The organism is Kibdelosporangium philippinense (assembly GCF_021390435.2).
Classification (GTDB): domain Bacteria; phylum Actinomycetota; class Actinomycetes; order Mycobacteriales; family Pseudonocardiaceae; genus Kibdelosporangium; species Kibdelosporangium philippinense.
Window position 1 is genome coordinate 3,503,316 of record NZ_JAJVCN010000001.1, and the last position, 25,215, is coordinate 3,528,530.

General features: G+C 65.0%; 28 protein-coding genes. 5 read left to right on the forward strand and 23 right to left on the reverse strand.

Annotated elements, in window-relative coordinates; translation table 11 throughout:
• Nucleotides 1-18: 18 nt before the first annotated feature.
• The 3 genes from LWC34_RS16185 to LWC34_RS16195 all read right to left on the reverse strand — a co-directional run bounded on the left by LWC34_RS16185 (nt 19) and on the right by LWC34_RS16195 (nt 2,410).
• Nucleotides 19-447 (reverse strand): Fur family transcriptional regulator, encoded by a 429-nt coding sequence (locus LWC34_RS16185; RefSeq protein WP_308200050.1) that lies wholly within the window; start codon nt 445-447, stop codon nt 19-21.
• A 65-nt stretch (nt 448-512) separates the two neighbouring features.
• The gene (locus tag LWC34_RS16190; protein WP_235728826.1) at nt 513-1,655 is read right to left on the reverse strand and encodes a RidA family protein; all 1,143 of its coding nucleotides are present in this window, start codon (nt 1,653-1,655) and stop codon (nt 513-515) included.
• The gene (locus LWC34_RS16195) at nt 1,649-2,410 is read right to left on the reverse strand and encodes an SDR family NAD(P)-dependent oxidoreductase (protein ID WP_233725887.1); all 762 of its coding nucleotides are present in this window, start codon (nt 2,408-2,410) and stop codon (nt 1,649-1,651) included. The genes LWC34_RS16190 and LWC34_RS16195 overlap by 7 nt, the downstream gene beginning before the upstream one ends.
• 166 nt (nt 2,411-2,576) lie before the next feature.
• On the opposite strand from LWC34_RS16195, the gene LWC34_RS16200 reads away from it, so the two are divergent.
• A complete protein-coding gene (locus LWC34_RS16200) occupies nt 2,577-3,635 on the forward strand; it encodes an alkene reductase (protein WP_233725888.1) in 1,059 nt (352 codons plus the stop codon).
• Nucleotides 3,636-3,700: 65 nt separating this feature from the next.
• Here the strand turns inward: LWC34_RS16200 and LWC34_RS16205 are convergent, their stop codons facing one another.
• Genes LWC34_RS16205 through LWC34_RS16215 form a run of 3 tightly spaced genes read right to left on the reverse strand, consistent with a single transcriptional unit; the run spans nt 3,701 to nt 7,099 of the window.
• Complete coding sequence (locus LWC34_RS16205) at nt 3,701-5,029, reverse strand: M24 family metallopeptidase (protein WP_233725889.1); 1,329 nt, start codon at nt 5,027-5,029, stop codon at nt 3,701-3,703.
• 31 nt (nt 5,030-5,060) lie between these two features.
• Nucleotides 5,061-6,107 carry a sugar ABC transporter substrate-binding protein gene (locus LWC34_RS16210; protein WP_233725890.1) on the reverse strand — a complete coding sequence of 349 codons (1,047 nt, stop codon included), beginning with the start codon at nt 6,105-6,107 and terminating at the stop codon, nt 5,061-5,063.
• The gene (locus LWC34_RS16215) at nt 6,104-7,099 is read right to left on the reverse strand and encodes an ABC transporter permease (RefSeq protein WP_233725891.1); all 996 of its coding nucleotides are present in this window, start codon (nt 7,097-7,099) and stop codon (nt 6,104-6,106) included. Before LWC34_RS16215 ends, LWC34_RS16210 begins: the two co-directional genes overlap by 4 nt.
• A 64-nt stretch (nt 7,100-7,163) precedes the next feature.
• Here LWC34_RS16215 and LWC34_RS58060 point away from each other — a divergent pair, with 64 nt between their 5' ends.
• Nucleotides 7,164-7,811, forward strand: coding sequence for a helix-turn-helix domain-containing protein (locus tag LWC34_RS58060; RefSeq protein ID WP_233725892.1), 648 nt, complete (start codon nt 7,164-7,166; stop codon nt 7,809-7,811).
• An 88-nt stretch (nt 7,812-7,899) separates the two neighbouring features.
• Here the strand turns inward: LWC34_RS58060 and LWC34_RS16225 are convergent, their stop codons facing one another.
• The 4 genes from LWC34_RS16225 to LWC34_RS16240 are packed head-to-tail and all read right to left on the reverse strand — an operon-like array spanning nt 7,900 to nt 12,124.
• Nucleotides 7,900-9,369: a sugar ABC transporter ATP-binding protein gene (locus LWC34_RS16225; protein ID WP_233725893.1), complete on the reverse strand. Its 1,470-nt coding sequence runs from the start codon at nt 9,367-9,369 to the stop codon at nt 7,900-7,902.
• 51 nt (nt 9,370-9,420) lie between these two features.
• A complete protein-coding gene (gene dmpG, locus LWC34_RS16230; RefSeq protein WP_233725894.1) occupies nt 9,421-10,431 on the reverse strand; it encodes a 4-hydroxy-2-oxovalerate aldolase in 1,011 nt (336 codons plus the stop codon).
• A complete protein-coding gene (locus tag LWC34_RS16235) occupies nt 10,428-11,333 on the reverse strand; it encodes an acetaldehyde dehydrogenase (acetylating) (protein WP_233725895.1) in 906 nt (301 codons plus the stop codon). Before LWC34_RS16235 ends, dmpG begins: the two co-directional genes overlap by 4 nt.
• A complete protein-coding gene (locus LWC34_RS16240; RefSeq protein ID WP_233725896.1) occupies nt 11,333-12,124 on the reverse strand; it encodes a 2-keto-4-pentenoate hydratase in 792 nt (263 codons plus the stop codon). Before LWC34_RS16240 ends, LWC34_RS16235 begins: the two co-directional genes overlap by 1 nt.
• Before the next feature lie 38 nt (nt 12,125-12,162).
• On the opposite strand from LWC34_RS16240, the gene LWC34_RS16245 reads away from it, so the two are divergent.
• The gene (locus LWC34_RS16245; RefSeq protein WP_233725897.1) at nt 12,163-12,921 is read left to right on the forward strand and encodes an IclR family transcriptional regulator; all 759 of its coding nucleotides are present in this window, start codon (nt 12,163-12,165) and stop codon (nt 12,919-12,921) included.
• A 210-nt stretch (nt 12,922-13,131) separates the two neighbouring features.
• Here the strand turns inward: LWC34_RS16245 and LWC34_RS16250 are convergent, their stop codons facing one another.
• From LWC34_RS16250 to LWC34_RS16290, 9 genes are read right to left on the reverse strand one after another with little or no spacing between them, the layout of a single operon-like run.
• Nucleotides 13,132-13,845, reverse strand: a complete 714-nt coding sequence (locus tag LWC34_RS16250) for a histidine phosphatase family protein (protein WP_233725898.1) — start codon at nt 13,843-13,845, stop codon at nt 13,132-13,134.
• Nucleotides 13,842-14,537, reverse strand: coding sequence for an HAD-IA family hydrolase (locus LWC34_RS58065; protein WP_233725899.1), 696 nt, complete (start codon nt 14,535-14,537; stop codon nt 13,842-13,844). The genes LWC34_RS16250 and LWC34_RS58065 overlap by 4 nt, the downstream gene beginning before the upstream one ends.
• Entirely contained in the window at nt 14,515-16,329 is a 1,815-nt protein-coding gene (locus LWC34_RS16260) for a PEP-utilizing enzyme (protein WP_233725900.1), read from the reverse strand. Before LWC34_RS16260 ends, LWC34_RS58065 begins: the two co-directional genes overlap by 23 nt.
• Before the next feature lie 9 nt (nt 16,330-16,338).
• Nucleotides 16,339-17,280, reverse strand: coding sequence for a PEP/pyruvate-binding domain-containing protein (locus LWC34_RS16265; RefSeq protein WP_233725901.1), 942 nt, complete (start codon nt 17,278-17,280; stop codon nt 16,339-16,341).
• Nucleotides 17,277-17,525 carry a EutN/CcmL family microcompartment protein gene (locus LWC34_RS16270; protein ID WP_233725902.1) on the reverse strand — a complete coding sequence of 83 codons (249 nt, stop codon included), beginning with the start codon at nt 17,523-17,525 and terminating at the stop codon, nt 17,277-17,279. The genes LWC34_RS16265 and LWC34_RS16270 overlap by 4 nt, the downstream gene beginning before the upstream one ends.
• A complete protein-coding gene (locus tag LWC34_RS16275) occupies nt 17,522-17,848 on the reverse strand; it encodes a BMC domain-containing protein (protein ID WP_233725903.1) in 327 nt (108 codons plus the stop codon). The genes LWC34_RS16270 and LWC34_RS16275 overlap by 4 nt, the downstream gene beginning before the upstream one ends.
• 1 nt (nt 17,849) lies before the next feature.
• The gene (locus LWC34_RS16280) at nt 17,850-18,146 is read right to left on the reverse strand and encodes a BMC domain-containing protein (RefSeq protein ID WP_233725904.1); all 297 of its coding nucleotides are present in this window, start codon (nt 18,144-18,146) and stop codon (nt 17,850-17,852) included.
• Nucleotides 18,146-18,979, reverse strand: a complete 834-nt coding sequence (locus tag LWC34_RS16285) for a DODA-type extradiol aromatic ring-opening family dioxygenase (protein WP_233725905.1) — start codon at nt 18,977-18,979, stop codon at nt 18,146-18,148. The genes LWC34_RS16280 and LWC34_RS16285 overlap by 1 nt, the downstream gene beginning before the upstream one ends.
• Nucleotides 18,972-19,898, reverse strand: a complete 927-nt coding sequence (locus LWC34_RS16290) for a DODA-type extradiol aromatic ring-opening family dioxygenase (RefSeq protein ID WP_233725906.1) — start codon at nt 19,896-19,898, stop codon at nt 18,972-18,974. Before LWC34_RS16290 ends, LWC34_RS16285 begins: the two co-directional genes overlap by 8 nt.
• Before the next feature lie 102 nt (nt 19,899-20,000).
• Here LWC34_RS16290 and LWC34_RS16295 point away from each other — a divergent pair, with 102 nt between their 5' ends.
• Entirely contained in the window at nt 20,001-20,771 is a 771-nt protein-coding gene (locus LWC34_RS16295) for an IclR family transcriptional regulator (RefSeq protein WP_233725907.1), read from the forward strand.
• Here LWC34_RS16295 and LWC34_RS16300 read toward each other — a convergent pair.
• The 3 genes from LWC34_RS16300 to LWC34_RS16310 are packed head-to-tail and all read right to left on the reverse strand — an operon-like array spanning nt 20,755 to nt 23,300.
• Nucleotides 20,755-21,156 (reverse strand): RidA family protein, encoded by a 402-nt coding sequence (locus tag LWC34_RS16300; RefSeq protein WP_284051449.1) that lies wholly within the window; start codon nt 21,154-21,156, stop codon nt 20,755-20,757. The two genes, LWC34_RS16295 and LWC34_RS16300, sit on opposite strands and share 17 nt — an antisense overlap.
• Entirely contained in the window at nt 21,149-21,859 is a 711-nt protein-coding gene (locus tag LWC34_RS16305) for a 2-keto-4-pentenoate hydratase (protein ID WP_233725909.1), read from the reverse strand. The genes LWC34_RS16300 and LWC34_RS16305 overlap by 8 nt, the downstream gene beginning before the upstream one ends.
• Before the next feature lie 4 nt (nt 21,860-21,863).
• Nucleotides 21,864-23,300 carry a 2-hydroxymuconic semialdehyde dehydrogenase gene (locus LWC34_RS16310; protein WP_233725910.1) on the reverse strand — a complete coding sequence of 479 codons (1,437 nt, stop codon included), beginning with the start codon at nt 23,298-23,300 and terminating at the stop codon, nt 21,864-21,866.
• Between the two features lie 196 nt (nt 23,301-23,496).
• Between LWC34_RS16310 and LWC34_RS16315 the strand changes: the two genes are divergently transcribed.
• Nucleotides 23,497-24,678: a Cmx/CmrA family chloramphenicol efflux MFS transporter gene (locus LWC34_RS16315; protein WP_372496542.1), complete on the forward strand. Its 1,182-nt coding sequence runs from the start codon at nt 23,497-23,499 to the stop codon at nt 24,676-24,678.
• On the opposite strand, the gene LWC34_RS16320 is transcribed toward LWC34_RS16315, so the two are convergent.
• On the reverse strand, nt 24,609-25,169 hold the full coding sequence (locus LWC34_RS16320) for a DsbA family oxidoreductase (RefSeq protein ID WP_233725912.1): 561 nt from the start codon (nt 25,167-25,169) through the stop codon (nt 24,609-24,611). The genes LWC34_RS16315 and LWC34_RS16320 overlap by 70 nt on opposite strands.
• Nucleotides 25,170-25,215: the final 46 nt, after the last annotated feature.

Sequence of the window (25,215 nt, forward strand, 5' to 3'; positions counted from 1 at the left end):
GAGAATCCTTCCAGGTGTTCAGGAACTAGTCGGGATGCGGCAGCCGGGGCACAGGCCCCAGTAGATGACCTCGGCTTCGTCGATCTGGAAGCCGTGGTCGTCGGACGCGGTCAGGCAGGGCGCGTGGCCGACGGCGCAGTCGACGTCGGCGATGACGCCGCACGATCGACACACGACGTGGTGGTGGTTGTCCCCGACCCTGGCCTCGTAACGCGCCACGGAGCCCTGCGGCTCGATGCGCCGGAGCAGACCTGCCTCGGTCAGGGCGCGTAGCACGTCATAGACGGCTTGGTGGGACACGCCGCCGAGTTCGTCACGAACAGCACCGATGATCGAATCGGTGTCGGCGTGCGGATGGGCGTACACCGCGGACAGCACAGCGAGCCGTGGGCGCGTCACACGCAGTGCGACGTCCCGCAGCATCCGCTCGTAGTCCGTAGTGGGCACGACGCAGAGTCTGCCCTGTTTTCTGGAATGAATCAAGTTTAGGAAGTAGGCGTGTCTTTCACCGATCACAGATCGCGGTCGACGATCGCGGTGGCCGCGACCTCGTGCAGGTAGCCCTCCATCCACAGGCCAGGCACTGCCGCGGCGGTCCACGCCGGTGAATTCTCGCCTAGGTACTGCTTGGCCACGGACAGCACTCCCGGCAACGACCGCGGATCCTTGTGGTACGAGTTGATCTCCACAATGTCGGCCATGCTCGCCCCGACGCCAGCGAGCGCCTCGCGCATGCACTCGAAGATGTACGCGGCCTGCCGATCCGGATCGCCGGGCGCGTGAATGCTGGCGTCCGGATTGCACGCCACCTGACCAGCGACCGTGACCACCCGGCCCTGGCGTTTGCGCGCCGCGCCCGCGATCGGGAGCACGCCTTTCCACCAGATGCTGTCCGGCGTGCAGCCGACGCGGCCGCCTCCCGACAGGTCCGCCAGTGCATGGAACGTGCCAAGGGCGCCGCGGGTCATCAGGCCGGTCGATCCCAAGTGGCTGGTGGTGGCCGACAGTTCAGTGTCCACTCCGGCCATGATCTCCGGGATGTACACGTCGTCCATTGTAGGCAGTGCACCTCGGATGTCCTCGTGGAACGAGGTGAAGTCGAGGACGTCGGCGAAATCGCCACCGGCCTGCTTCAGGCATTCCAGCATGCCCGCGTAGCACTCTCTGGCCTGCTTGACGTGGTCGTAGGGCCGCTCGACCGTGCCATCGAGTTTGGTCGCGAGCTGACCGCTGACGAAGACAAGCGGCCCTTTCATCACGGCCGCCGACATCGGGTAGTCGTCACGCCAGGTCTGCGTGTGCGGCGTGATGCACGTTTTCGGCTCGTCGCCCAGGTACGCGACCGCGCGGACCATCACCAGGGCATCGGGCGATCCTGCGGCGCCGGTGAATCCAGCGAGCGTCCACGCTGGCGGGTTCTCTGGGAAGAACGGCCTTGCTACTTCGAGCACGTCGACGCACCAGCGCGGATCCTTCACGAATGCCGTGATGTCCACGACGTCCTGCAGGCTGGCTTCGTGCGTCGCGAGTTGCTCCTCGATCAGCCTCAGGACCTCGGTTGTCTGCTCGCAGATGTCACCACCGGCCGCTGGCGCGATTTGGCCAGACACGAACACCAGGTTGCCAACGCGTCGAGACGGGCTGAACGTCAGCATGCCGAGTACCCGCCGTCCACCAGCAGGGATGCGCCGAGTACGTAGCGCGACAGGTCGGATGCCATGAACACCACGGCGTTCGCGATGTCCTGTGGCTCCCCGATCGTGCCGACCGGGGTCGCGTCGAGCGCTTCTCGTTCGAGCACCGGATCTTCCAGGCGTGCGGTCATCTGTGTCCGGGTCATACCAGGGGACACGATGTTCACCCGGATCCCGCGGGGCGCGAGTTCGATCGACAACGCGCGCGCCATGGCTTCCAGGCCGCCCTTTGTCGCCGAATACGCGGCCGTCTGCGGCCATCCGATGGATGTGACGTTCGAGCCGACGAACACGACCGACGACCCTGCGGCCAGGTGCGGCAGCGCCAGCTGCGTCAACACATAGGGCGCTCGGACATTGCTGCGGAACTGGGAGTCCAGGTCGTCCACAGTGGTCTCTTCGAACGGGCCGAAGACGAACGTGCCCGCGTTGTGGACCAGGGTGTCGATCTTCCCGAACCGGTCGAGCGTGTGTTCAACGGCCTGCCTCGGGCCGTCGTCGCTGGCCAGGTCGACGGCGAAGGCCGATGCCACACCGCCGTTGGCCTCGATCCCGCTCGCGACGTCACCCAGACGCTGGGCGTCCCGGCCTAACAGCACGACGTTCGCGCCACAGGCACCGAACGTCTCCGCAGTGGCGACGCCGATGCCCGCGCTCGCGCCGGTGACAACCACGGTGCGGCCACGCAGGTCGACGTGCAGGCGAGGGTCCGACATCGGCACTCCTGTTCACCTGGTGTTCAGTTCAAATGAACATAGCACCGTATGCGGCGTTTGTGTAGCGCCCACCACCCTGTTGAACCACTGTTTCGTTCGCTACAGTTGAACAGTATGAGATAGTCACTAAACAGTGACTAATTTGATTCCCGAGGAGCGCACCCCCATGACCAGCCCGTTCGACCCAGTCAAGCTCGGCGACCTGATGCTGCCGCATCGCATCGCGATGTCCCCGATGACCCGCAACCGGGCATACGGGCAGATCCCCAACGACCTGATGGCGGAGTACTACTCGCAGCGCGCCAGCGCCGGGCTCATCATCACCGAGGGAACGCAGCCGTCGGTCGTCGGCCAGGGCTACATGAACAGCCCAGGCCTGCACAGCGAGGAGCAGATCCACGGCTGGCGAAAAGTGACCGACGCCGTGCACGCGCGCGGCGGCCGGATCTTCGCCCAGCTCATGCACAGCGGCCGAGTTGGCCACTCCAGCCTGCTGCCGGACGGCGTGCAGCACGTCGGACCGTCGCCGATCAGGGCGAACGTCCAGGTCTTCATCGGTGACGGCATGGGCGACGCGCCGGTGCCCGTCGAGCTGACCGAAGCAGGCATCGCCGCGACCATCGAGGACTACGCCTCCGCCGCGGCGAACGCGATCGAGGCAGGCTTCGACGGCGTGGAACTGCACGGCGCCAACGGTTACCTGATCCACCAGTTCCTGTCGACGAACGCCAATCAGCGTACGGACAAGTGGGGCGGCTCCCGGCACAACCGCGTCCGGTTCGCCATCGAGACCGCCAAGGCCGTCGCCGACCGGATCGGCTCACACCGCGTCGGCCTGCGCGTCTCCCCTGGCGTGACCAACAACGACATCCACGAGGCCGACCCGCACGAAACCTATGCCGAGCTCGTCGACGGCCTCAAGCCCATCGGCCTCGCCTACCTGCACGTCTTCGAGGGCCCGTACCGCGACATCACCTTGTTGCTGCGCAAGGAGTTCAACGGCACGTTCATCCTCAACCCGTCCACGCCAGGCGGGTTCACCAGCAAGGAGAACTTCGACCTGATCGAGGACGGCACGACCGACATCCTCACCTTCGGTGCCCTGTTCCTCGCCAACCCGGACCTGCCCCGGCGCCTTGCCGAAGACAAGCCCCTCAACACCCCAGACCCCAAGACCTTCTACGGCGGCGACCACCACGGCTACACCGACTACCCAACCCTCTGAAAAGACCTCGTGAGTGGTTATCAGTGTTCTAACCCTGATAACCACTCACGAGGGTTGAGCTGGGGTTATTGTTCGCCGCGGCCCGCTGGGGTGTTCAGGTGGGACTGTGACTCCCGCAGCAGGTTCATCGGCCCGTCCACGCTGTAGTACCGGCGTCCACCGGCAACAAGCAGTTGCTCGGCCGGGAACTTGGTGATCACTTCGCAGCCGTCGGCCGTGACCACGACTTCTTCCTCGATCCGGGCGGCACCGACCCCATCAGCCGACGGCCAGTACGTTTCCAGGGCAAAGACCATGCCTTCTGCAATGGTTTCCGGGTGTTCGAGCGACACCAGCCGCGAGAAAATCGGCTTCTCCCAAATGGACAGTCCGACGCCATGCCCGTATTGCAAACCGAACGCCGCTTCCTCGTCCGCGAACCCGAATTCCTGGGCCGTCGGCCACAGGCGCACGATGTCCGCAGTGGTCACACCAGGTTTCACCGCCGCGATCGCGCGATCCATGTACTCACGTGACCGCGTGTACGCGTCCCGCTGGGCGACACTGGCCGAGCCGACCGCGAACGTCCGGTAGTAGCAGGTGCGGTAGCCGTTGAAGCTGTGCAGGATGTCGAAGAACGCCGGATCGCCAGGCCTGATCAGCCGGTCCGAGTAGACGTGCGGATGCGGTGAACACCGCTCGCCGGAGATCGCGTTGACGCCTTCAACGTACTCCGAGCCCAGGTCATAGAGCTTCTTGGCGACCAGGCCGACCGTCTCGTTCTCCCGCACACCGGGCCGGAGGAATTCGTACAGATCCTCGTACGCGGCATCGACCATCGCGGCCGAGTGCGTCAGCAGCGTGATCTCGTCCGGCGTCTTGATCCGACGCGCCTCCATGAACACCTGCTGCCCGTCGACCACACGGATTCCCGCCTCCTGCAAGGCAAAGAGCACCGGTGGTTCAACGACATCAATCCCGAGCGGTTCGCCCGACAGACCCTGCGCGTCGAGCTCGCGCTTGATCTTGGCCGCGACTTCCCGCGCGATTCCAGCGTCCGGGTGAAACGCCCCGCGCAACGTCGAAATGCCCGCCCGGGCCCTGGGCTCGCCGTCCATCAGCCACGGGTTGTGCAGCTGGTGGTGTCGTGCCGCCGAACCGAAGTCCCACGAAATCGGCTTGCCGGTCCGGGTGAGCAGGCTGAAGCGGATCAGCTTGTCCATCGCCCACGTGCCGATGTGCGTCGCGGTCATGTACCGGATGTTCGAGAAGTCGAACGCCAGGACCGCGCCAAGCTCCGAACGCTCGAGCTGGGCGCGCAACCGGTCGAGGCGGGCGTGGCGCAACCGGTCGAAGTCCACGCGCTGTTCCCAGTCCACGGCCATCGTTCCCGACGTCGCCGTCGCACTGCTCACGGTTCTCCCCTTTTCCTGTGGAATATCGCAATCACTGGCTCGCCGAGACAGTGAAGCCTTCCGGGTACAGATCGGCGTTGGCTGTTGGCGACCCGATATCCGCCTTGGCAAGCGCGGGCGCGGGCAGACATGTGGTGACTGGCGGCTTTTCACCGTTGAGCACGCTCACGGTCCTTGCCAACGTGATGTACCCGAGCTTGACGTTCTGCACCGAGGTGGTGGCGGTCAGGCTGCCGTTCTGCAGCGACTTGATCGCGGTCGGTTCATAGCCGGTTGTGATGAACGGAATTCCCTTGAACTGTGCGGGAATCGACTCCGGCAGCAGCTGGTAGTAGTACACCGAGTACACCCACTTGATGCCAGGGTTGGCCTGCGCGGCGTTGGTGAAGTCCTTCAGCCCCTGCGCCGGATCCACCGGCTGCGTCGGGGATGCCACGATCTTCAGGTTGGGATACTTGGCTTTCAGCTGATCCTCGAACCCGGCGACCCGGCGCAGCGACCACGTCGCGTTGGCCGGCCCAGCGATCACGATCCCCTCGCCGCCCTGCGGCGCCGCTTGCGCGAGCTGATCGGCACCGATCTTGCCGAGCGTGTAGTCGTCCTGGATCACGGACGCGGCCGTATCGGTGGACGCCAGCTGCGTGCTCATCACGACCACTGGAATGCCCTTGGCCTTCGCCTTGTCCACCACAGGCACGGAACCGTTGATGTCACTGGGGAACAGGATGATGGCGTCGGGGTTACGCGCGAGCACGCTGTCCACTTGCGACACCTGTAGCGCCGGGCTGGCGTAACCTTGACCGGCCACTGTGGTCAGCTCGACACCGGCATCCTTGGCAGCTTGCTGAGCGCCATAGACGTTGGCCTGGTAGTAGTACCCGGCGAGGCTGACTTCCATCAGGCTGATCCGGTAAGGCCGGTTTGCCTTGGGGGCTTTGAAAGCCAGCACTTCGTCCTGTGTTGGGCTGGCGTCACACGCGGTGGCCTGCCGTAAGCCGTCTGGCGCACTGGCTTCTTGTGGTTTGGGCGTTGCCGTGCATCCTGCGAGGAGGGCGACGGCGAGTATCCATCTGATCATGCTGGGACTCCACGGTTCGATCTGGCCTGCGACTGTGCGAGCAAGACGGCGAGCACCAGCACGGCGCCCGTGATCATCTGCTGCGTGAACTCGTCAACCGCCCCTATGTCCAACCCTGTGGTCAGCACGGTGAACAGCGATACCCCCAACACCACGCCGATCAACCGCCCAGCCCCACCACCAATGACCACGCCACCAATCACAGCCGCGGCAATGGAAAGCAGGTCATAGCTCAACCCCAACGCCGCCTGCCCGATCCCGACCCGCGCGGAGAGCAAAAGCCCAGCCAACGCGGACAGCACCCCACACAGGCAGTATGCCCCGGCCTGAACTGCGGCAACCGGGACACCAGCCAGTTTGCTGGCCTCAGTGCTACCACCAACCGCGAACAGATAGAGCCCGAACCGCATCCGCGCGGTGATCACCCAGGCAACGATCAGAACGATGATCGCCACTCCGACACCGGCAGGCAGCACTCCCCATTCACCACTACCTAGGTACTGCGTGAACACCGGATCGAGTCCAGATACCGACTGCCCACCGGCCAGCAGATTGGCGTAACCAGTCAGGAACGTCAGCATGCCAAGCGTGGCAACGAACGGACTGATTTTGAAGTACGCGATCAGGACGCCATTCACCGCCCCGATCACCGCGCCACACCCAAGCCCAGCCAGGATGGCGGTGGCGGGCGCCGCCCCGTTCTGCATGAGCAGCGCGGAGATCGTGCTTGCGAACCCCATCGTCGCCGCGACCGACAGATCGAACCCGCCGACGACCAGCGCGAACATCTGTCCAATCGAGACGACGAGCAGGATGCTGCCCTCCCGCGACATGTTGTCGAGGTTGGTCAGATCAGCGAACATCGCCCCCTGGCTGATCGTGAAGTAGCCGACGAGGACAACGAGAGCGATCAGGATCTGAACCTCGGCCCGACCGAACTGGGTTAACCGACGCTGAACACTCAGCCGATCTCGACTCTCACTGTCCATCATGACTGAACACCATGCGCCTGTGTACGATGAAAGTCAACAGTCGTGTTAACCAAGGAGACGCGCCGTGCAACTAACAGGGAATGTGCTCGGCGACATCGGCTCCCGGCTCCGCAAGGCCCGAACCGACGTCGGCATCAGCGTCCGCGAGCTCGCGCGCAAGGCTGGTGTGTCCGCGAGCCTGGTCAGCCAGATCGAAACGGGCAAAGCCCGCCCGTCGGTGGCCACCCTGTACGCCCTGGTTCAACACCTGAACCTGCGCGTCGACGAACTCTTCGAAGACACTCCCCCCGTGCCCACCCCAGAAGAGCCAGAGTCCCCCTCGACTCCCGCACCCGCAGGCTTCGCAGTGATGCGCAAGCTGATCAGCGCTCCCATGATCCAACACGCCGAAACTCGAAGCACACTGAAGCTCGAAGGCGGCATCACCTGGGAGCGTCTGACCCCATTCGACGTACCAGGAGTGGACTTCCTGAAGATCACCTACGACGTGGGCGGCGCGTCATGCCCGGATGGTCTGCGGCAGACCCACAGTGGGCATGAGTTCGGACATCTGCTGAGCGGACGCCTTTGTGTCACGGTGGGTTTTGACACGACCGAGATCGGCCCTGGGGATTCCATCTACTTCGACTCGTCGACGCCCCACAGGCTGCACAACCCGGGTAATGAGCCAGCCGTGGGAATTTGGATGGTCCACGCGCCATTCGGAGAGTGACTGGGCACTGTTTGTGACCCCGCGTGGGTGATGGGCCGTTGCGAGGGGAAGATCCGTGGCGTTCAACGCCGCGAAGGTAAGAAGACCTTCACGGCAAAGCGTGATGCAGGATCTCCCGGTAGCTTGTCGCATGGCCGTCAAGGCGCGCCACAACTCTCCCCGCGCGCATCACCAGAATCTCATCGGCGAGGCCGATCAAATCCTCGAACTCCGAGGCCGCGACGACGACGCACCTGTCCTGGCCTGCCGCTTGCCGTAACAGCGCGCGGATCTCGGCCTTCGCGCCGACGTCCACTCCCTGTGTCGGTTCGTCGATCAGCAGCACGGTCGGGTCGGACGCGAGTGCGCGCGCCAGGGATACCTTCTGCTGGTTGCCGCCGGACAGCGTGCCTGCCGATTGACGCACATCCCGGCACCACACCCCGAAATCACGCACGTAACCACGCGCGAGACGGGCTTCGGCGCGCAGTCCGCGGAAACCGAACCGGCGGGTACTGCGGTCGGCTCGAGCCGGGAGAGCGAGGTTCCGTTGAATCGACATCCCGCCGACGATCCCCGCGCCTCGTCTGTCCGCGGGCACGAGCGCCATCCCGGCACGATAAGCCCGATGCACCGAGCCTTGCGGGACCGGCGAGCCTGCGACACGCACGGTCCCGCTGGAATACGTGCCCTGACCAGCGATAGCCGCGAGAAGCTGCCCTTGGCCGGAGCCCTGCACACCGGCGATGCCCAAGATCCGGTGTCCAGCCACACTGAACGAGACGTCGGAGAACCGGCCAGGCGAACTGAGCCCGTCGACCGACAACAGCACAGGCCCCGACTCCAGCACCGGAGACGACTGCGGTGGAGAGGTGTGCTTGGTCATCAGCTCAACGATGGTCGCCCGGTCGAAAGAGGACCGCTCGAAACGCCCCACGGCCTGACCATTGCGCAGCACAGTCACCACGTCCGCGAGCCGGAAGACCTCGCTGAGCCGATGCGACACGTACACGATCGCCTTTCCGTCGTCCCGCAAAGCTTCCAGACGCGACAGCAGATGATCGGCATCAGCCGCGGACAACGCCGCAGTCGGCTCATCAAGCACAACGGTGTGGCCGGTGCCGATCAACGCCCGAGCCAACTGCGCCAGCCGCAACTGCGGGACGCTCAGCGAAGCAGTCGGAGCCGAAGCCGAGAAGTCCGCGCCGACCTGCCGCAACGCCGTCGAAACAAGGTCACGCTCGGAAGCTGACAACACCGACTTCCGAGCCAAACCCCCTTCAAGCCCAAGCAGCACATTGCGCCCGATCGAAAGCTGGGGCACGAGCACGACATCCTGCGGAACGGCCGTGATGCCCAACTCCCTGGCAGCACGCGGTGAATGCAGCCGTACCGGCCGATCGAGCGTGATCGAGCCGCTGTCCGGCTGGATCACGCCGGTCAGCACCTTGATCAGCGTGGACTTGCCCGCACCGTTCTCGCCGAGCACGGCATGCACCTGACCTGGCGCGATGTGCAGGGACACGTCCCGCAGCGCCTGCACGCCGCCGAACCGCTTGTGAATGCCCGTCACGTCCATGATCCACCTCACCACTGTTCAACGTGACTGTACGTTCAGTGGTGAACACGGTCAATGGGCGTTGGCGAGGTCCAGCGCGATGTCGATGATCATGTCCTCCTGCCCGCCGACATACCGAGCCTCGCCGACCTTCTGCAGGATCTCGTGCGCTGGAACGCCGTACCGTTCCGCCGCTCGCTCGGCGTGCAACAAGAATGACGAGTACACACCGGCGTATCCCTGGACGATGGCGTTACGCCCGGCCCAAGGACGGCGAGGGATGAACGGAAGGACGATTTCCTCAGCGGCGGCAAGCAAAGCCGGAACGTCCACACCGGTCTGAATGCCGACCTTGTCGAACACGGCGGCCAGCACCTCGATCGGCGCATTGCCCGCGCCCGCGCCCAAAGCGCACAGCGTCCCGTCAACCTGACGAGCACCGGCGTTGTACGCCGCGAGCGAGTTGGCGACGCCCAAGCTGAGGTTCTGGTGAGCGTGAATCCCGACCTCGGCCTCGTCGCCCAACTCGTCAATCAGCGTATGAACCCGAGCCGTCACGCCCTCGGGCACCAGAGCACCAGCGGAGTCCACAACGTACACACACTGGCAACCGGCGTCAGCCATGATCCGAGCCTGCTTGGCCAGGTCCGAAGGTTCGATCATGTGCGACAGCATCAAGAAGCCGACGGTCTCCATGCCAAGTTCGCGCGCCGCACCAAAGTGCTGGATCGAAACGTCAGCTTCCGTGCAATGAGTGGCAATCCGGGCCACCCTCGCGCCCGCGTCGTAAGCCTCGCGCAGATCGTGCACGGTTCCCAGCCCAGGAAGCAGGAGTACGGCGATGCGCGCTTGCTTCACGGTTTCCGCCGCGACGCCAACAAGTTTGATGTCGTCCACGGCGGAGAAGCCGTAGTTGAAACTGGATCCGCCAAGTCCGTCGCCGTGAGTCACCTCAATGACCTCGACACCTGCGTTGTCCAGGGCAGCGCTGACCGCGCGCACCTGGTCCTCGGTGAACTTGTGGGCCATCGCGTGGCTTCCGTCGCGCAATGTCGTGTCGGTCAGCCTGACGTCGTGCTTCATCGGGTCACTGCTCCTGCCTTGTCGGTGGCTATGAGGTCACCGACGCGAGCGGCCGCGGCGGTCATGATGTCCAAGTTGCCCGCCCACTCCGGCAGGTAGTCGCCGTTGCCGCGAACTTCGAGGAACACGCCGATCCGGGCATTGCCGCCCCAGTCCTCCCGCGGGTCGTCGAACTGCGGGTCGGCGCGCAGGGTGTAGCCGGGGACGTAGTGCTGGACCTCTTTGATCATCCGGTGAATGGAGTCGGTGACCGCATCACGATCCACATCCGGCGACACAGCGCAGAACACGGTGTCCCGCATGATCATCGGCGGCTCGGCGGGATTGAGGATGATGACGGCCTTGCCGCGTCCCGCGCCGCCGACTTCCTGGATCGCCCGGGCCGTGGTCTCGGTGAACTCGTCGATGTTCGCCCGAGTTCCCGGCCCAGCAGAGCGCGAAGCGATCGAAGCGACGATCTCGGCGTACGGAACCGGAGTCACGCGGGAAATCGCGTGCACGATCGGGATGGTCGCCTGACCGCCACAAGTGATCATGTTGACGTTCGGAGCATTCAAATGCTCGGGCAGGTTCACCGGCGGACAGACGAACGGACCGACCGCAGCCGGAGTCAGGTCCACCGCCTGAATACCGGCCTCGGCGTACAACACGGCGTTGGCCTCGTGAGCCTTCGCACTCGTAGCCTCGAAGACAATGTCCGGCAGTTCCTTCTGCGCCAACAACCAAGGCACACCCTCAGCACTGGTCTGGATCCCAAACTTGGCCGCCCTGGCCAGACCATCAGATGCCGGATCGACGCCGACCAGGTACTGGATCTCGACGAGATCGCTACGCCGCAACTTGGCCAGCAGGTCCGTGCCGATGTTTCCCGGCCCGACAATGGCCGCCGTCACCTTGCCCATCAGCCGCTCACCTTTCCGAACCGTGCCGTCACCGTGCCGAGCCCGTCGAATGTCGCGACCACCTCGTCGCCGTCGGAAACCGCCACCGCCGCCGTGATGGAACCGGGCAGCACTACGTGCCCTGCTTCCAAACTCACGCCGCGCTCGCCAAGGACGTTCGCCAACCACGCCACCGCGCTCAGCGGATTGCCAAGCACCGCGCTGCCCTTGCCGGTGCCGACGATCGAATCGTTGACCTTCAGGGAGCCGGTCGTCTCGACAACATCCACATCGGACAACTTGGCCCGCGCGGTCCCGAGTACCAGACCGCCGGAGGAAGCGTTGTCAGCGATCGTGTCCACAATGGAGATCTTCCAGTCGCGGACCCTGGAGTCGATGATCTCCAACGACGGCACGACCCACTCGACGGCATCGGCGACCTGTTCAAGGGTCACCCCCGGGCCAGACAGCGGCTTGCCGAGAATGAACCCGATCTCCGGCTCCACCCTTGGCTGCAGGAAGGCGGAGATGTCGATCACCTCGGACTCGCTGTGGAACATGCCGTCGGTCAGGTGGCCGAAGTCCGGCTGGTCGACGCCAAGCTGCTGCTGCATCGCCGCGGAGGTCAGGCCGACCTTGTGTCCTTTGACGACCGCGCCGCCGGCCAGCCACTGCTCGACCTGAGCCAGCTGGATGGCGTAGGCGCCGTCGATGTCGAGCCCCTCGACCTGCTTGGCCAGCGGTTCGACGGGTTCCCCTGTGCGGTAGGCCTGCAGCAGGGCTTTGGCCGCGGCCGGTACGTCAAGAGTCATTGTTGAACCGTGCGCTCAGTCCGGCGACAATGCAACGCATGCGTTCCACTCAGCTGAACGCTCGGAGCGTCCTCGACCGAGCCTTCGCCATCCTCGGCGCGTTCAATTCGGAGGACCGTGAACTCGGGATTTCGGAGTTGGCGCGCCGAACCGACATGGCAAAGTCGACGGTGCACAGGCTGGTCACCGAGCTGGAGGCGCATGGCATGGTCGAACGCCGGGGGAAGTCCATCGTCCTCGGCCTGCACCTGTTCGAGCTTGGCGAACTCGTGCCACGCAAACGACGGCTGCGCGACGCTGCCCTCCCCTACATGGCCGACCTGCGGGGCGCTACGCGGCAGACCGTCCACCTGGCCGTGCTCGACGGCACCGAGGTGGTCTACGTGGAGATCCTTCGGCACACCGACGCGCCCGCGCTGCCCTCCCGGGTCGGCGGGCGGCTGCCCGCGCATGCTACCGGCGTCGGCAAAGCCATCCTGGCGTTCTCCACCCCCGAGGTGGTCGAGAATGTCATGCGCACAGGCCTGCCGAGGCTCGCCGAACGGACCAAGGTTGTCCCTGGCTTGCTGCGCCGTGAGCTCGCGGCCATCCGGGCGACCGGGATCTCTTACGACTACGAGGAGTCCCGCGCGGGCCTGGTCTGTGCCGCGAGCCCGGTGACCGGGTCTGATGGCGAGGTTGTCGCCGCGCTGTCGGTCTCCGGGTGGACCGGGAGGCTCAACGTCCGGCGGATGGCACCGGCAGTCCGCACTGCGGCGTTGGCGTTGTCACGCGACCTCGGCGCGCCCCGCAACTGACCTCCGGGCCTGCGCGACTGGACCGCCGGGCCACGCGCAACCAGCCACGGCACGCCCCGCAACCGGACTCGCCCCGCTGACCTCAACCGCAATTGGCTCGCGCGGTCCACCTCACGGGCAGCAATGAGGGACTTCCGGTCCCGGACTGCTGCCCCCGCCAGCTTTGCCCACACCGCTGACCTCAGCCGCTACTGACGCGCGCTGCCCACCTCACTCACGCGCCACCACCACTTCGCTTTTACCATATCCGTCTGACATTTCGGCGCCCCCAACCCATTCACCTGGGATTTCGAGGTTGACCGTGATGTCACGGAAGGTCACCTCGATCCGGTCTGGGTCGGTTGTCAGCGTAACCTCCTCGGCGTTGGCGGGCTCGCCGGGATCGCGGCCCCAGGCCCACGCGACGATCGCCCGCATGCAGCCCGAATGGGTGGCCACGACCAGATGTGAGTTGGACTCCCGGTCGACCGCGCCGCGGACGAATCGGGCGACCACGTTGGCGGGACTTTCGTGCCACAGCAAGGGAGTGGCGAGCCAGAAGCCCATGGCGTCGCCGCGTTCATGGGCCTCCCAGAACCTTCGGGCTTCGACTGCCCAGCCGCGCTCTCCTGCGATGCTGGCCATGGCGCGGACCTGTGTGGGTTCGTGGTCCACGCCATCCACTCGGACCTGGAGGTTGCGGAATTCTGGCATCTCCTCGAATGACCCGACGTTGAAGTCGTTACGCAGGGATGCGCGCAGCACAGTCGCGGTCTGGCGGGTTCGTTGGGTTGGGGCGTAGCCAATCTGGATCGACGCGCCCGCTGGCAGGGTTCGACGCAGCACTTTGCCGCGCGAAGCTGCTTGTTCGATTCCTACCGATGTCAGGCCTGCGTCGGTGGCGTAGCTGCTGGTTTCGCCGTGCCGGATCAAGTGGACGATCATGGGCGGAACACCCGATTCTGGCCGTTCGATGGCGGGATCCCGATCCGCTGCAGGATTCGGCGCACCGATCCTGCTGGATCTGTGACGTCGAAGAGTTCCACGTTCATCCCTACCGCCGTGGCTCCGGCCAGGTTGCTTGGCAGGTCGTCCACGAACAAGCACTTGGCCGCCGGTTCGTCGAGATGCGCGAGCGCCCATCTGAATACGGCCGGGTCCGGTTTGAGCACGCCTGACTGCGCGGCTTCCAACAGCACGTCGAACCGCGCGAACTCAGGGAAGGTTTCCATCCATTGTGGACCGAACCAGTGGGCCATGTCGTTGGTCAGCGCGACGACCCGCACCCGGCCGCCGACTTGCGCCAACATCGCCGTCACCTCCGCGCGGACCGCGATCCGGGTTCGCATCAGCCTGCCGATGTCCAGATCTGGCCTTGCCGCGGCCAATGCGGCCCAGTAGTCACGTTCCTGCAGTTTGCCTTGCTCGACACCGTCATAGAGAGGATCCGCGCCGAATGGTCCGCGCGGGAACGTCGGGTCATCGTCGACGACCTCGAACAGGGTCGGCACCACGACCCCGCCGAGGTCGAGCACGATCGTCGTCAGCCCAAGCCAGTCATTGCCGCCCCGGGCCCGAACTGCCGCCGTACGCCGGAACGCGCGCCGCCGTCGATCAGTCCAATATGGTGACGACACCAGTGTTCCCATCCACCCGGACACGTTGACCGTTGCGCAGCGTCGAGACGGCCCGGCCGGTGCCGACCACGGCGGGCAATCCGTATTCGCGGCAGACGATCGCGGTGTGGCTCATGATCCCGCCGACATCGCTGACGGTGGCCGCGATCCTGGAGAACACCGGCGCCCACGCAGGCGACGTGGCCGGGCAGACCAGGATCTCGCCTTCCTGGATCTGGCTCAGCTGCTCTGCCGATTGGACCACCCGGACCGGTCCTTCGACCACGCCAGGCGATCCGGCCACACCGCGCAGCGTGCCAGGTTCCGCGGCGTCCTCCAGCCAGCCCGCGACCGAATCCGTCGTGATGCCCCACAGCATGACCGTCAACGGCTCGGTGACTGCCTGGGGTGGTGGGCCGAGGGCCGGTGGTGGTTCCCAGGCTTCCAAAGCGGCGAAGATTTCCCTGCGGCGGGCGATGATTGGCGCCCAATAGGCGCGACCTCGCCCTGGAGCGCCCGTAGACCACGCAGCGACGGTGTCGAAGATCAGTTCGGCGACTTCGCTGCGGCGCAGGAAGAACAGGTCCTCCGGGTCAGCGAGAACGTCCATAGCGGACAGTGATCGCGCGAGTTCCTTTGACTTGCCCCAGAAGGCTGCCCACATCCAGTGTTCGATGTAGAGCACGTGTTCCTCGATGTAGACGAACACCTTGCGGGCCAATGTCAGCAGCTCGTCGAACGCGGCGACGTCGTCCGGGTTGAGCAGGTCTCGATACTCGCCGCTGATTCGGTCACGCTCAGCTAGCACTTGCTCGGTTGGCCGGTCGATGATTTCGCCGTCCCTGAGCCGCTTGACGTAGTTCTGCACCGCGGCGTACGGGATTCCGAGGTGGTCGTCCCATGTGCCGAACCGGTGGTCGCCGCCAGGATGCCCGGGGTCGCTGTTGATCTGGAACCATGGGTCGCGTGTGGACTCCCAATCCTCGATCCACTTGCGACCGTCCTCAGTGGTTGTCAGCTTCTCGAAGACCGAGTGCACGTCGTGAGCCACGATCACATCGCCGACACCGAGTTGCTCAGCGAGTTTGGCGAGGCGTTTGAGCTCGTCGTCCGGTCGGTAGAGCTCGACATGCAGGCCACCGACCATTCGGGACACCGACTGGTCGCCGATTCCGGGAAATGCCTGCTGACAGAACTGGAAGAACGTCAGATAGGCGGCGTACCCGATGTTGAGCAGCTCGAAATGCCACTGGTAGGTCTCGTACATCGTGCTGATCATCAGCGCGAAGTCGCGTTCCCAGCGGAATCCAGCCGAGTGTCCAATGTGTCCAGTGACTGTCTCAAGTGGCTCGCGGTCCGGCAGCGGCTGGAAGTTCAACGACCGCACGAGGTTGACGCGGTCGAGGACCTTCTCCTTCCACTCACCGTAGATCTTGTCCCAGTTCTGGTAGTAGTATCCCGCGCGCTCGGCGAATTCCTCGGCCCGCGCGGGAATGTCCACTTCGGCTGCCGCGACCGGGGAGACGTACAACCTTCCATTGAGGATCCGTTGTTCGAGGCCGAGAGCCGGTGGTACGGCGAAGATCCGCGTGTTCATCGCACCGAGGGCCTGCCACCAGCACTCACATTGGATCTCGTCGTACGGGTGCATCACGTACGGGTGGTGTAATGCGTCCTGGAACCAGAATTTGGTCTCGTCGGCCGGGCGGCGGTCCTCGCCGAACAGGTGGTACCAGTTGTACATGGATTCCCAGCCCTCGGCGCCTGGCGGTGCCTCGAAGTCGAACGGGCTGGGGAAGGACGAATCGGCCATCGGTTGTCCTTAGTTCTTGGGCTTGGTACCGGATATCACACGCAGGACGTGAGCCATGGCGCCGGTTGTGCCGTCGGTGACGCGCTGCGTGGGTTTGGCGCTCCACACGGTTTCCGGTCGCGCCTGCACGAGGTGGATCCCTGAGTCGTCGATCGCGAACTCACAGTCCTGTGGCGTTCCCGCATGCCGCTCGACCTTTCGCGCGATCTCCAACAGTTCGAGGATCTCGGCATCGGTGAGCGAGGGTTGGTCGGCCGCGGGCGCGCGGGTGACGATCTCGCCGGACACCTTGTCGACCACGAACCGGTCCGGCGTGACCAAGCCACTCACCAGCGGCTCGCCAAGGCCGAGAACGGACTCGATGACCACTTTGGACCGATCGCCGTTCACGGGGTTGAGCGTCATGAACACGCCAGCGGCCCGTGGGTCGATCATTCGTTGCACGACAACGGCCATCGCGTCGCTCGGAACGTCTTCACGCGCACGGTAGCTGATCGCACGCGCCGTGAACAGGCTTGCCCAGCATCGCCGGACGGCTTCACTGACGTTGTCTTCCCCCATCACGTTGAGGTAGCTGTCGTGTTCACCGGCGAAGCTGTGCTGTGCCCCGTCTTCGGCCGCGGAGCTGGAGCGGACCGCGACCTTGCCGGACAGCTTCTGGTAGTTGCTCCGGATCTCGGCATCGGCCTGGTGGCCAAAGGTTTCCGCGAAGAGCCAGTCCCTAATGGACTCAGCGGCTGCTTCGAACTCGGTCATGTCCGCATCGGGGTGTAGCCGCGCCACGCGACGATCGAGCTCCTGCGCGTCGACCGCGGCACGATAGGCCTCAGTGGTCACCACGAAAGCCGCCGGAACACGCAAACCCAAGCGCGCCAGAGTATCCAGCGACCGTCCTTTGCCGCCAGCGAGTTCGGTGGTCAGCCCGTCGCCCACCCAGACGGTGTACGTCATGCGCCCTCCTCGTAATCGCTGACCAGCGCGACCACGGCAGCGTCCACAGAAGACACTCCCGAAGCCGCGGCCGCGGCCTCATCCGTCGCCACCAACACTGTGACACCAACACCAACATCCAACAGGTCGACAGCAACGGTCGTCGTGCCCGCCGTGAGGTCGTTGACCAGCAGGAACCGGTGCCCGGCCAGTGCTGGTACCTGGCGGTCCGACCACGCGCGGCCGATGACCTTGCCGAGAATCATTGCCCGGTCCCCGCTGGCAGGGCCTCGCGGAACGTGGCTGTCCGGCGGGTGTCGAGCAGCTGCGCGGACTCGCTGCTTGGCCGTGGGTAGATCTGGGCGGCCCTGAGCTCGCCATACCGCTTCACGGCCGATGACCCGGCCTCAAGGGCCTGCCGGACGGCCGCGAGCTGGCCTTGAATGGCGGCCACGAGGTAGCCACTGGACACCCGGTCGACGGCGATGCAGCGGACGTCCGCGGTCTTGATCATGGCCTCGATGCCTGCCGACAACGCGACGATTCCGCGGGTTTCCAGCAGGCCGATGGCTGCGGTTTGCTCAGTCATGTCAGTTGCCTTCGAGTAGTCCGGGGTGGGCGGCGAGCGCGGCGACTGGGTCGCACGGATTGGCGAACACGATGGAGTTCACCGATCCGCCGGAGATGGCTTTCGCGGTCTCCTCGGCGATCTCGGTGGCTTCCTCGACGGTCGCCAGGTCACCGGAGATCGCGACGGCGACCAGTCCGCCGCCGAGCCGTACGACACCTTCGACGATCACGTTGGTCGCTTTGACCATGGCGTCGACCGCGTCGAAGATCGGCACGAACCCTTCGGCCTCAATGAAACCGACAGCTTGATTAGCCATCACTCATCCCTTTCGAAAACTGGCCAATGCACGACGGCGGCACCCGTGCCCCAGATGGGCCCGTATGCGAGAAGTTCGGCGGGTTTGCCGAGAACACCGGCGCCGCGCAGGAACGCCAGTGCGCGGAACTGGCTGTCGGCGGCGGCTTCCCTGGCGAAGCTCTCGCGCAACCGCAGTGCCTCGTCGGCGTCGCCTTCGACCACTGCTGCCAGCATCCGGCGGTTCCAGGCGTCCTGCTCAGGCGTGGCGATCCGGTCCTGCGAGGGCTCGATCCACTGCTGGATCAGGCCTGCCGAGAGCCCGGAGACCACCACGACACCGATCCGTCGGCCGACGCTGGCAGCCGCGGCCACCCCGGTCTCGCCGAGGGCGGCGATGCTGTCCACCTCGGCGTAGAGGTTGCATGACACCAGTGCGAACTTGAACTGCCTGCCGGGGTCGAGCAGGGCGGACACGGTGACTGTGCCGGTGTCGATCGGAAAGCCCGCGTAGTGGGTGCGTCGTGCCTGCATGCCCCGCGCGGCCGTCTGTTCGACCCAGCGCTCGGCCAGTTCGGTGTCGATGCGCAGGTCGTAGTCGATGTGTCCGTAGTCGTAGGCATACCAGTTCTCGTCGAGCCGTTGGCCACGCGGGTTCGGGTCCAATTGGAATTGGTGCCCGAGGACCGTGAACCACTGTGTTGACAACATCAACACGGTGTCCACATCGGACTCACGGAATCGTTCGCCGACCTGTTCCACGCCCGCTCGAAGATCGGCCCAGCTCGGCCCCGGATCTCCGGCCAGCAGCTGTGGCATGCCGGGCAGCAATGCGGCACTGACGACCTCAGTCATGGCAACGCCATTCGATAACGGCGTTGCCCGTGCCGATGATCGTGCCGTAGCCAAGGACGTCACCGGTCGTGGCAGGCCAGTCCAATGCGGACAGCAACCACGTCAGGCTGCCCGATTTGGTCTCGGCTTCGGTTTGCGCGATATGTTCGGGAATGGCCGTTTTGAGGGCCGACGAAGGCTTGGTGCGAACGGTTTCCAGCAGTGCCATGTCGGCGCGGTACTGGGAGTTGTTGTACGGATGCTCGTGGCTCATGTCTTCGGGAACCGGCGTTTCCCGGTCGAAGTGCAAGTGCGACAGGGAGTTCGAGGCCAGGAGCACCGCGCGTCGGCCGGTCTGTTCGATGGCTTTGCGCGTGGCGCGGCCGAGTACTTCCATCTGGCCGAGTTCGGCTTCGGCGTAGAAGTACGGGTTGTTGTTCGCGCTGATCGACACGACCGGGATGTCCCATTTCGGGTTCACCATGTGCAGCGCGCCGATCGTCGCGTAGTCGACCCGGACGCCTTCCTCACGCATCGCCCTGGCGACCAGGCCGTGGTTCTCGAAGCTCGTCACGAGAGCTTCGGCCAGCTCGACGTCGGTCCGGAAGTCATAGTGGTAGCGGAACAGGTTCGGGAAGATCGGCTCGACGGACAGGCCGCGAGGGTGCGGGACGCAGTTGACGTGGTGGCCGACCATCGTGATCCAGTGCGGCGCGTGCACGACCAGCACGTCCGGTTTCATCGCCCGTACCCGGCGCCGGACCTCGTCGTACGCCCACCGCAGCACCTCCCATCCGCCGGTGCTGCGTGGCTCGTTCTGTGGTGGGTTGTCCGCGTAGATCAGGTGCGGCGGATGCGGCGACAGGTAGCCGGCGACGATGCCGCCCTTGGCTTGGTCGCGCTCCGGAGCACTGGGCTCGAGGCGGAAGACGCGTGACATGAGAAGGACGCTAACTGCGAAAACAACCCAGGTCAGCTCGGTTGTCCCGTGCCACGGGACACGCTTCGGGCGATCCGCCGGTGGTCGTTTTACAGTTTGAGCGTGGAACAAGGTGTAGCCCCAGTCGTCAAGGCGATCAAGGTGTTGCGGGCGTTCACTCCCGCGGTCGGTGCGCTGTCGGTGCGTGAGATCGCCGTGCGTACCGGCATTCCGCGCAGCACTGCGCATGCGCTGTGTCAGACACTGGTCACCGAGGGCATGCTGCGTCGGTCGGACGATGGCTACCAGCTCGGGCCGCTCGTGCTGGAGCTTGGCGGGCTCGTGATCGAGCGGACCGGCCTGGTGCGTGCCGCCGAGGGAATCCTCGAACGCCTCGGGCGCGTGCCCGAACAGGAGGTCCACCTTGGACAGCTCACCGAAGGCTGGGTGGTGTACCTGAATCGGAACGCGGGGCCACGGCGCCCGGAGATGCACAATCGCGTCGGGCAGCGGGCGCCAGCGCACCTCACCGGCTGTGGCAAGGCCGCGTTGTCGGTGCTGCCGTTCGACGAGGTGATCAGTCACGTGCAGCGCTGTTGCGCCGACAGTGACATCCCCACGCCGGACATGGGCGCGTTGGAAGCCGAGCTTGCCCAGGCGCGGCGGGATGGATTCGTTGTATCGACGTCGTTTCAGCGTGGCCGGACGTCTGTCGCATCACCCATTGTGGACGGTTCCGGACGGCCCGTTGGCGGGGTTTCGCTGGCCGGGCCGGGCGGCATGTTCTGTTCCGTGGTCATCGGATCGTCACGGGACGCGGTGGTGGAAGCCGCGTCGGTGATCAGCTCGCGGCTCGTCAACGGTTCCCTGCTGTGGGCTACCCGGCCCGCTTGATCGCGATGGCCTGGATCTCGATCAGCAGGTGCGGGTGTGGCAGCTGGTGCACCGCGACCGTGGTCCGCGCCGGGCCGGTTTCGTCGAAGTACAGGCCGTAGACCTCGTTGTAGCCGCCGAAGTCGTTCATGTTCACCAGGAACGTGGTCACCTGCACCACGTCGTCAAGGTCGCAGCCGACCTCCTTGAGGATGACATTGATGTTCTCGAGGACGGCCTCGGTCTGGACCTTGATGTCCAACCGCGTCGTCCCGAGCTCATCGGCGTCGGCGCCCGCGATCGTGTTGTCCGGGCGCCTGCTGCTCGTGCCGGAGACGAACACCATGTCTCCCACGACTTTCGCGTGTGGATAGCGGCCTCTGGGGGTCGCCTTGGCCTTAGCCAACGGACACCGCCAGCTCGCCGAGGCTCTCGATCTTCGTCGTGACCCTGGTCCCCGGTGTGATGGCCACGGCAGGGGTGGCGGCTCCGGCCAGCAGGATGCTTCCGGCGCCGAACGGGATTCCGTGCTCGGCCGCCAGGCGGGTGGCTGCCTCGATCGACAGCATGGGATCGCCGAGAATGTCGTTGGTGGAGCCGGATTCGATGATCTGGCCGTCGAACTGCATGAGCACGTCTCGGTTTGACACGTCGGTGACCGGCTGCCACTCCCCTATGACGAATCCGGCGGCCGATGCGTTGTCCGCGACCACGTCGGACAGGGCGAACGTGAAGTCCCGGTACCGCGAGTCGATGATCTCCAACGCGGGCGCGACGGCTTGTACCGTGCCGCCGTGCCCCATCAGGAACGCGATTTCGGGTTCGATCCGGGGATGGATGTACGGACCGAGATCGAAGGTGTGGCCGAGCAGCATTCCCGAGGTGAGCTGTCCGGCGATCACGTCGGACACGCCCATCTGCGCGGCCTTGGCGCGGCTGGTGAAGCCGAGCTTCACGCCCAACAGTCGTTCACCGCGGTTGAGCCGTCGGTTCACGACCGCGCGCTGGACTTCGTATGCTGAATTTAATGTGAGTTCGCCCAGTTGATCACAAGGGGTGCGGCTGATGGCCGCGTGGTCGAGCCGGTTGGCGAGATCGTTGATGGTCATTGGTTCACCACCCCACACAGACGTTGGTCAGTTCGCTGTAGAAGTTCAGCGAGTGCGGGCCGCCTTCCCTGCCGATGCCGGACAACCCGGCACCGCCGAACGGCGTCCTCAGGTCGCGGACATACCAGGTGTTGAGCCAGGAAATGCCCACTCGCATGGCTGCGGCGGTTCGGTGCCCGCGCTCCAGGTTCGTGGTCCACACGCTGGCCGCGAGGCCGTAGTCGGTGTCGTTGGCCAGCCTGATCGCCTCGTCTTCCGTATCGAACGGCACCAGGGCCGCGACCGGCCCGAAGATCTCCTCACGCAGGATCCTCGACGAGTTGTCCAGCCCGGTCCACAACGCCGGTTCGACCCAACTCCCGTTGTCCATGCTCGGCCCCAGCTTCGGCACGCCGCCACCGGCCAGTAGCTCGGCGCCTTCCTGCTGGGCAACGGCGTAATAGTCGAGGACCTTCGTGCGGTGTTCCTGGGAGATCAGCGGGCCGGTCGTGGTGTGCGGATCATCCGGTCTGCCGAACCTCAGGCTTTTGGCTCGTTCTGCCAGTCCGCTGGCGACCTCGTCGAAGACACCGCGTTGCACGTAGATGCGTTCGGTACACAGGCAAATCTGGCCAGTGTTGGTGAACGTCGATCGCGCCAGCCCGTCGATGGCCCGCTCAAGATCGGCGTCGTTGAAGACAATGGCCGCGTTCTTGCCACCCAGCTCGAATGACACAGGGGTTGTCCGGGGTGCGACCGCTTGCATGATCGCGGCGCCGGTCCTGGTCTCGCCGGTGAAGGTCACGCCGTCGATCCCAGGGTGCTTGGTGAGAAACTCACCCGCCGAGTTTGGCCCGAAACCGTGCACGACGTTGTACACGCCATCGGGCGCACCGGCTTCCGCGATGATCGACGCCAGCAAGGTCGCGGTGGTCGGGGTTTCCTCGGAAGGCTTCACCACAACGGTGTTGCCCGCGGCGAGGGCGGGCGCGACTTTCCAGGTGAGCAGCAGGAGTGGCAGGTTCCAGGGGACGATGATCGCGACCACGCCAAGTGGCTTGCGGATCGCGTAGTTCAGCAGCCGCCCGGTTTGGTAGGCATCGATTCCTTGTGCGGCAAGGATATCCGCGGCTGCCCGGAAGTTCGCGGATGCTCGCGCGATGTCCAATGTGGTCGCGAGTGGTACTGGTTTGCCGGTGTCCGCGACTTCAGCTTTGAGGAGTTCGTCGGCGCGTTCGTCGATCTTGTCGGCGATCCTGCGGAGCAACGCCACACGTTCCGCTTCGGTGTAACGGCCCCAGACGCCGTCTCGCGAGTTCCGCGCGGCCTTGACTGCTTTGTCCACAACAGATTCGTCAGCCTCGGCGACCTTGGCCACCAACGAACCGTCGACCGGGTTCACCTTGTCGAACAGCTCGCCGGTGTCGATGAACCCGCCATCGACGAAGTTACTGAGCAGCATAAACACACCGTAGGTGCGGTGTGCGGGTTGCTCATCGGGCTCGTCCCGCGTCGCCGGACAGCAAATCCCGTTGGACGCCGTCTGATCGGCGTTGCTATGTTGTGCGCGTGTCCACGCCTGAGGCAGACAGAAGCTAACCACCGGTCTTCCGGTGAACTGTGTCCTCTTCAAGCTGCGATGGATGCGGAGCTTCTTCATGCCTTTCGCCATTTACGTTCTCGGGCTGGCCGTGTTCGCCCAGGGAACGTCCGAATTCATGCTGTCCGGCCTCGTCCCGGACGTCGCTGACGACCTACACATTTCCATTCCCGCCGCCGGTTGGCTGACTTCCGCGTACGCCGTCGGCATGGTTCTCGGCGCGCCACTTGTCGCGATGCTCAGCATCCGCTGGCCGCGCCGCCGGGCGTTGCTGATCTTCCTTCTCACGTTCCTGCTCGCGCATGTCTTGGGCGCCATGACAAGCAGCTTCGAGGTCCTGCTTGGCACTCGGATCGTTGCCGCGCTGGCCAATGCCGGTTTCCTCGCGGTTGGGTTGGCTGCCGCGTCGGCCATGGTCGGGTCACAGGCCAAGGGCCGGGCTACTTCCGTGCTGCTCAGTGGCGTGACTCTTGCTTGTATCGCAGGCGTTCCGCTTGGCGCTGTGCTCAGTGAATTTTGGGGTTGGCGGTCCGCGTTCTGGGCAGTGGCAATTGTTTCTGTTCCTGCGGTGATTGCCATTCTTTGTGCTGTGCCCGCTTCCGCGGTCGATCCCAATGCGCCAACCGCGCGTCACGAGTTGCGGGCGCTGCGAACCCCACGGTTGGCTGTCACGCTGCTGTTGGGGGCGTTGGTCAATGGCGCCACCTTCTGTACGTTCACCTATCTTGCCCCGCTTGTCACCGATGTCGCCGCGCTCAGTACCAATTGGGTGCCGGTCGCGTTGGCGTTGTTCGGCATCGGGTCCTTTGTGGGCGTCACGATTGGCGGGCGTTTCGCGGACACCAAACCCTTGCAGCTATTGACGATTGGCGCGATCGCTCTACTGGGCGGCTGGCTGCTGTTCGCGCTCACAGCAGCCAATCCGATTACCGCCCTGGCGCTGGTGTTCGTTCAGGGAACGCTTTCCTTCGCCGTTGGCTCCACTTTGATCGCGCAGGCCCTGTACGCGGCGACGGATGCACCTACTCTGGCAGGCGGTTTCGCCACCGCGGCGTTCAACGTCGGCGCCGCCGTAGGTCCCGTTCTTGGCGGTATCGCCATCGACGCGGGGCTCGGCTACCGCTCGCCTCTCTTGGTGAGTGCGGCGCTGGTGGCTCTCGCGCTGGTGTCCTATTCAGTCGCCAGGAACGCGGCCCATCGCTCGAACCACTCACGGGGTCGCAGCCCGGAGAGCTTCTGACCGTCCGCGATCCACGTCGGCGTGCCGTCGACACCGTTCGCACGGGCCGAAGCCTCCGACTGGTCGAGCGCTTCGGACGTCAGGCCAGTCAGATCGCCGCCCGCTTCCTTGGCCAGCTCGGCCAGTAGCTCCGCGGACTCGATGTCCTGGCGCTCAGCGAAATAAGCGGTGAACACCGACTCGGCGAACCGGCCCGCGACCGCCGGGTCGGTCTGCTTGAGCCACTCGAAGGCGGCCAGCGCGGGACGCGAGTAGCCGATCCGGTCTGTCCAGTTCAACGGCAGTCCGGCGGCTTCGGCTTCGGCGGAGAGGCGGTCATATCGAGGGCCCGTCCGGGGTCCGATCACCACTCCGCCGGGGCCGACCTCGGGGTGGATCTGCATGCCGTGCTCCGCCACCGTCAGCCCGTGCTCGCGCAGGATCTTGGTGCGGTCTTGCCCGACGTAACAGTAAGGGCAGATGAAGTCGAACCAGTGCTCAACGACGGCCATGCCGTCCTCCATTCCTTCACCACAGTTACAATCAGTTGTTGTAACG

Coding starts and splice junctions, on each gene's coding strand:
- LWC34_RS16190 (WP_235728826.1), bottom strand. CDS start 1,655: ATGCTGACGTTCAGCCCGTCTCGACGCGTTGGCAACCTGGTGTTCGTG.
- LWC34_RS16195 (WP_233725887.1), bottom strand. CDS start 2,410: ATGTCGGACCCTCGCCTGCACGTCGACCTGCGTGGCCGCACCGTGGTT.
- LWC34_RS16200 (WP_233725888.1), top strand. CDS start 2,577: ATGACCAGCCCGTTCGACCCAGTCAAGCTCGGCGACCTGATGCTGCCG.
- LWC34_RS16210 (WP_233725890.1), bottom strand. CDS start 6,107: ATGATCAGATGGATACTCGCCGTCGCCCTCCTCGCAGGATGCACGGCA.
- LWC34_RS16215 (WP_233725891.1), bottom strand. CDS start 7,099: ATGATGGACAGTGAGAGTCGAGATCGGCTGAGTGTTCAGCGTCGGTTA.
- LWC34_RS16225 (WP_233725893.1), bottom strand. CDS start 9,369: ATGGACGTGACGGGCATTCACAAGCGGTTCGGCGGCGTGCAGGCGCTG.
- dmpG (WP_233725894.1), bottom strand. CDS start 10,431: ATGAAGCACGACGTCAGGCTGACCGACACGACATTGCGCGACGGAAGC.
- LWC34_RS16235 (WP_233725895.1), bottom strand. CDS start 11,333: ATGGGCAAGGTGACGGCGGCCATTGTCGGGCCGGGAAACATCGGCACG.
- LWC34_RS16240 (WP_233725896.1), bottom strand. CDS start 12,124: ATGACTCTTGACGTACCGGCCGCGGCCAAAGCCCTGCTGCAGGCCTAC.
- LWC34_RS16245 (WP_233725897.1), top strand. CDS start 12,163: ATGCGTTCCACTCAGCTGAACGCTCGGAGCGTCCTCGACCGAGCCTTC.
- LWC34_RS16250 (WP_233725898.1), bottom strand. CDS start 13,845: ATGATCGTCCACTTGATCCGGCACGGCGAAACCAGCAGCTACGCCACC.
- LWC34_RS16260 (WP_233725900.1), bottom strand. CDS start 16,329: ATGGCCGATTCGTCCTTCCCCAGCCCGTTCGACTTCGAGGCACCGCCA.
- LWC34_RS16265 (WP_233725901.1), bottom strand. CDS start 17,280: ATGACGTACACCGTCTGGGTGGGCGACGGGCTGACCACCGAACTCGCT.
- LWC34_RS16270 (WP_233725902.1), bottom strand. CDS start 17,525: ATGATTCTCGGCAAGGTCATCGGCCGCGCGTGGTCGGACCGCCAGGTA.
- LWC34_RS16275 (WP_233725903.1), bottom strand. CDS start 17,848: ATGACTGAGCAAACCGCAGCCATCGGCCTGCTGGAAACCCGCGGAATC.
- LWC34_RS16280 (WP_233725904.1), bottom strand. CDS start 18,146: ATGGCTAATCAAGCTGTCGGTTTCATTGAGGCCGAAGGGTTCGTGCCG.
- LWC34_RS16285 (WP_233725905.1), bottom strand. CDS start 18,979: ATGACTGAGGTCGTCAGTGCCGCATTGCTGCCCGGCATGCCACAGCTG.
- LWC34_RS16290 (WP_233725906.1), bottom strand. CDS start 19,898: ATGTCACGCGTCTTCCGCCTCGAGCCCAGTGCTCCGGAGCGCGACCAA.
- LWC34_RS16305 (WP_233725909.1), bottom strand. CDS start 21,859: ATGACCATCAACGATCTCGCCAACCGGCTCGACCACGCGGCCATCAGC.
- LWC34_RS16310 (WP_233725910.1), bottom strand. CDS start 23,300: ATGCTGCTCAGTAACTTCGTCGATGGCGGGTTCATCGACACCGGCGAG.
- LWC34_RS16315 (WP_372496542.1), top strand. CDS start 23,497: ATGCCTTTCGCCATTTACGTTCTCGGGCTGGCCGTGTTCGCCCAGGGA.
- LWC34_RS16320 (WP_233725912.1), bottom strand. CDS start 25,169: ATGGCCGTCGTTGAGCACTGGTTCGACTTCATCTGCCCTTACTGTTAC.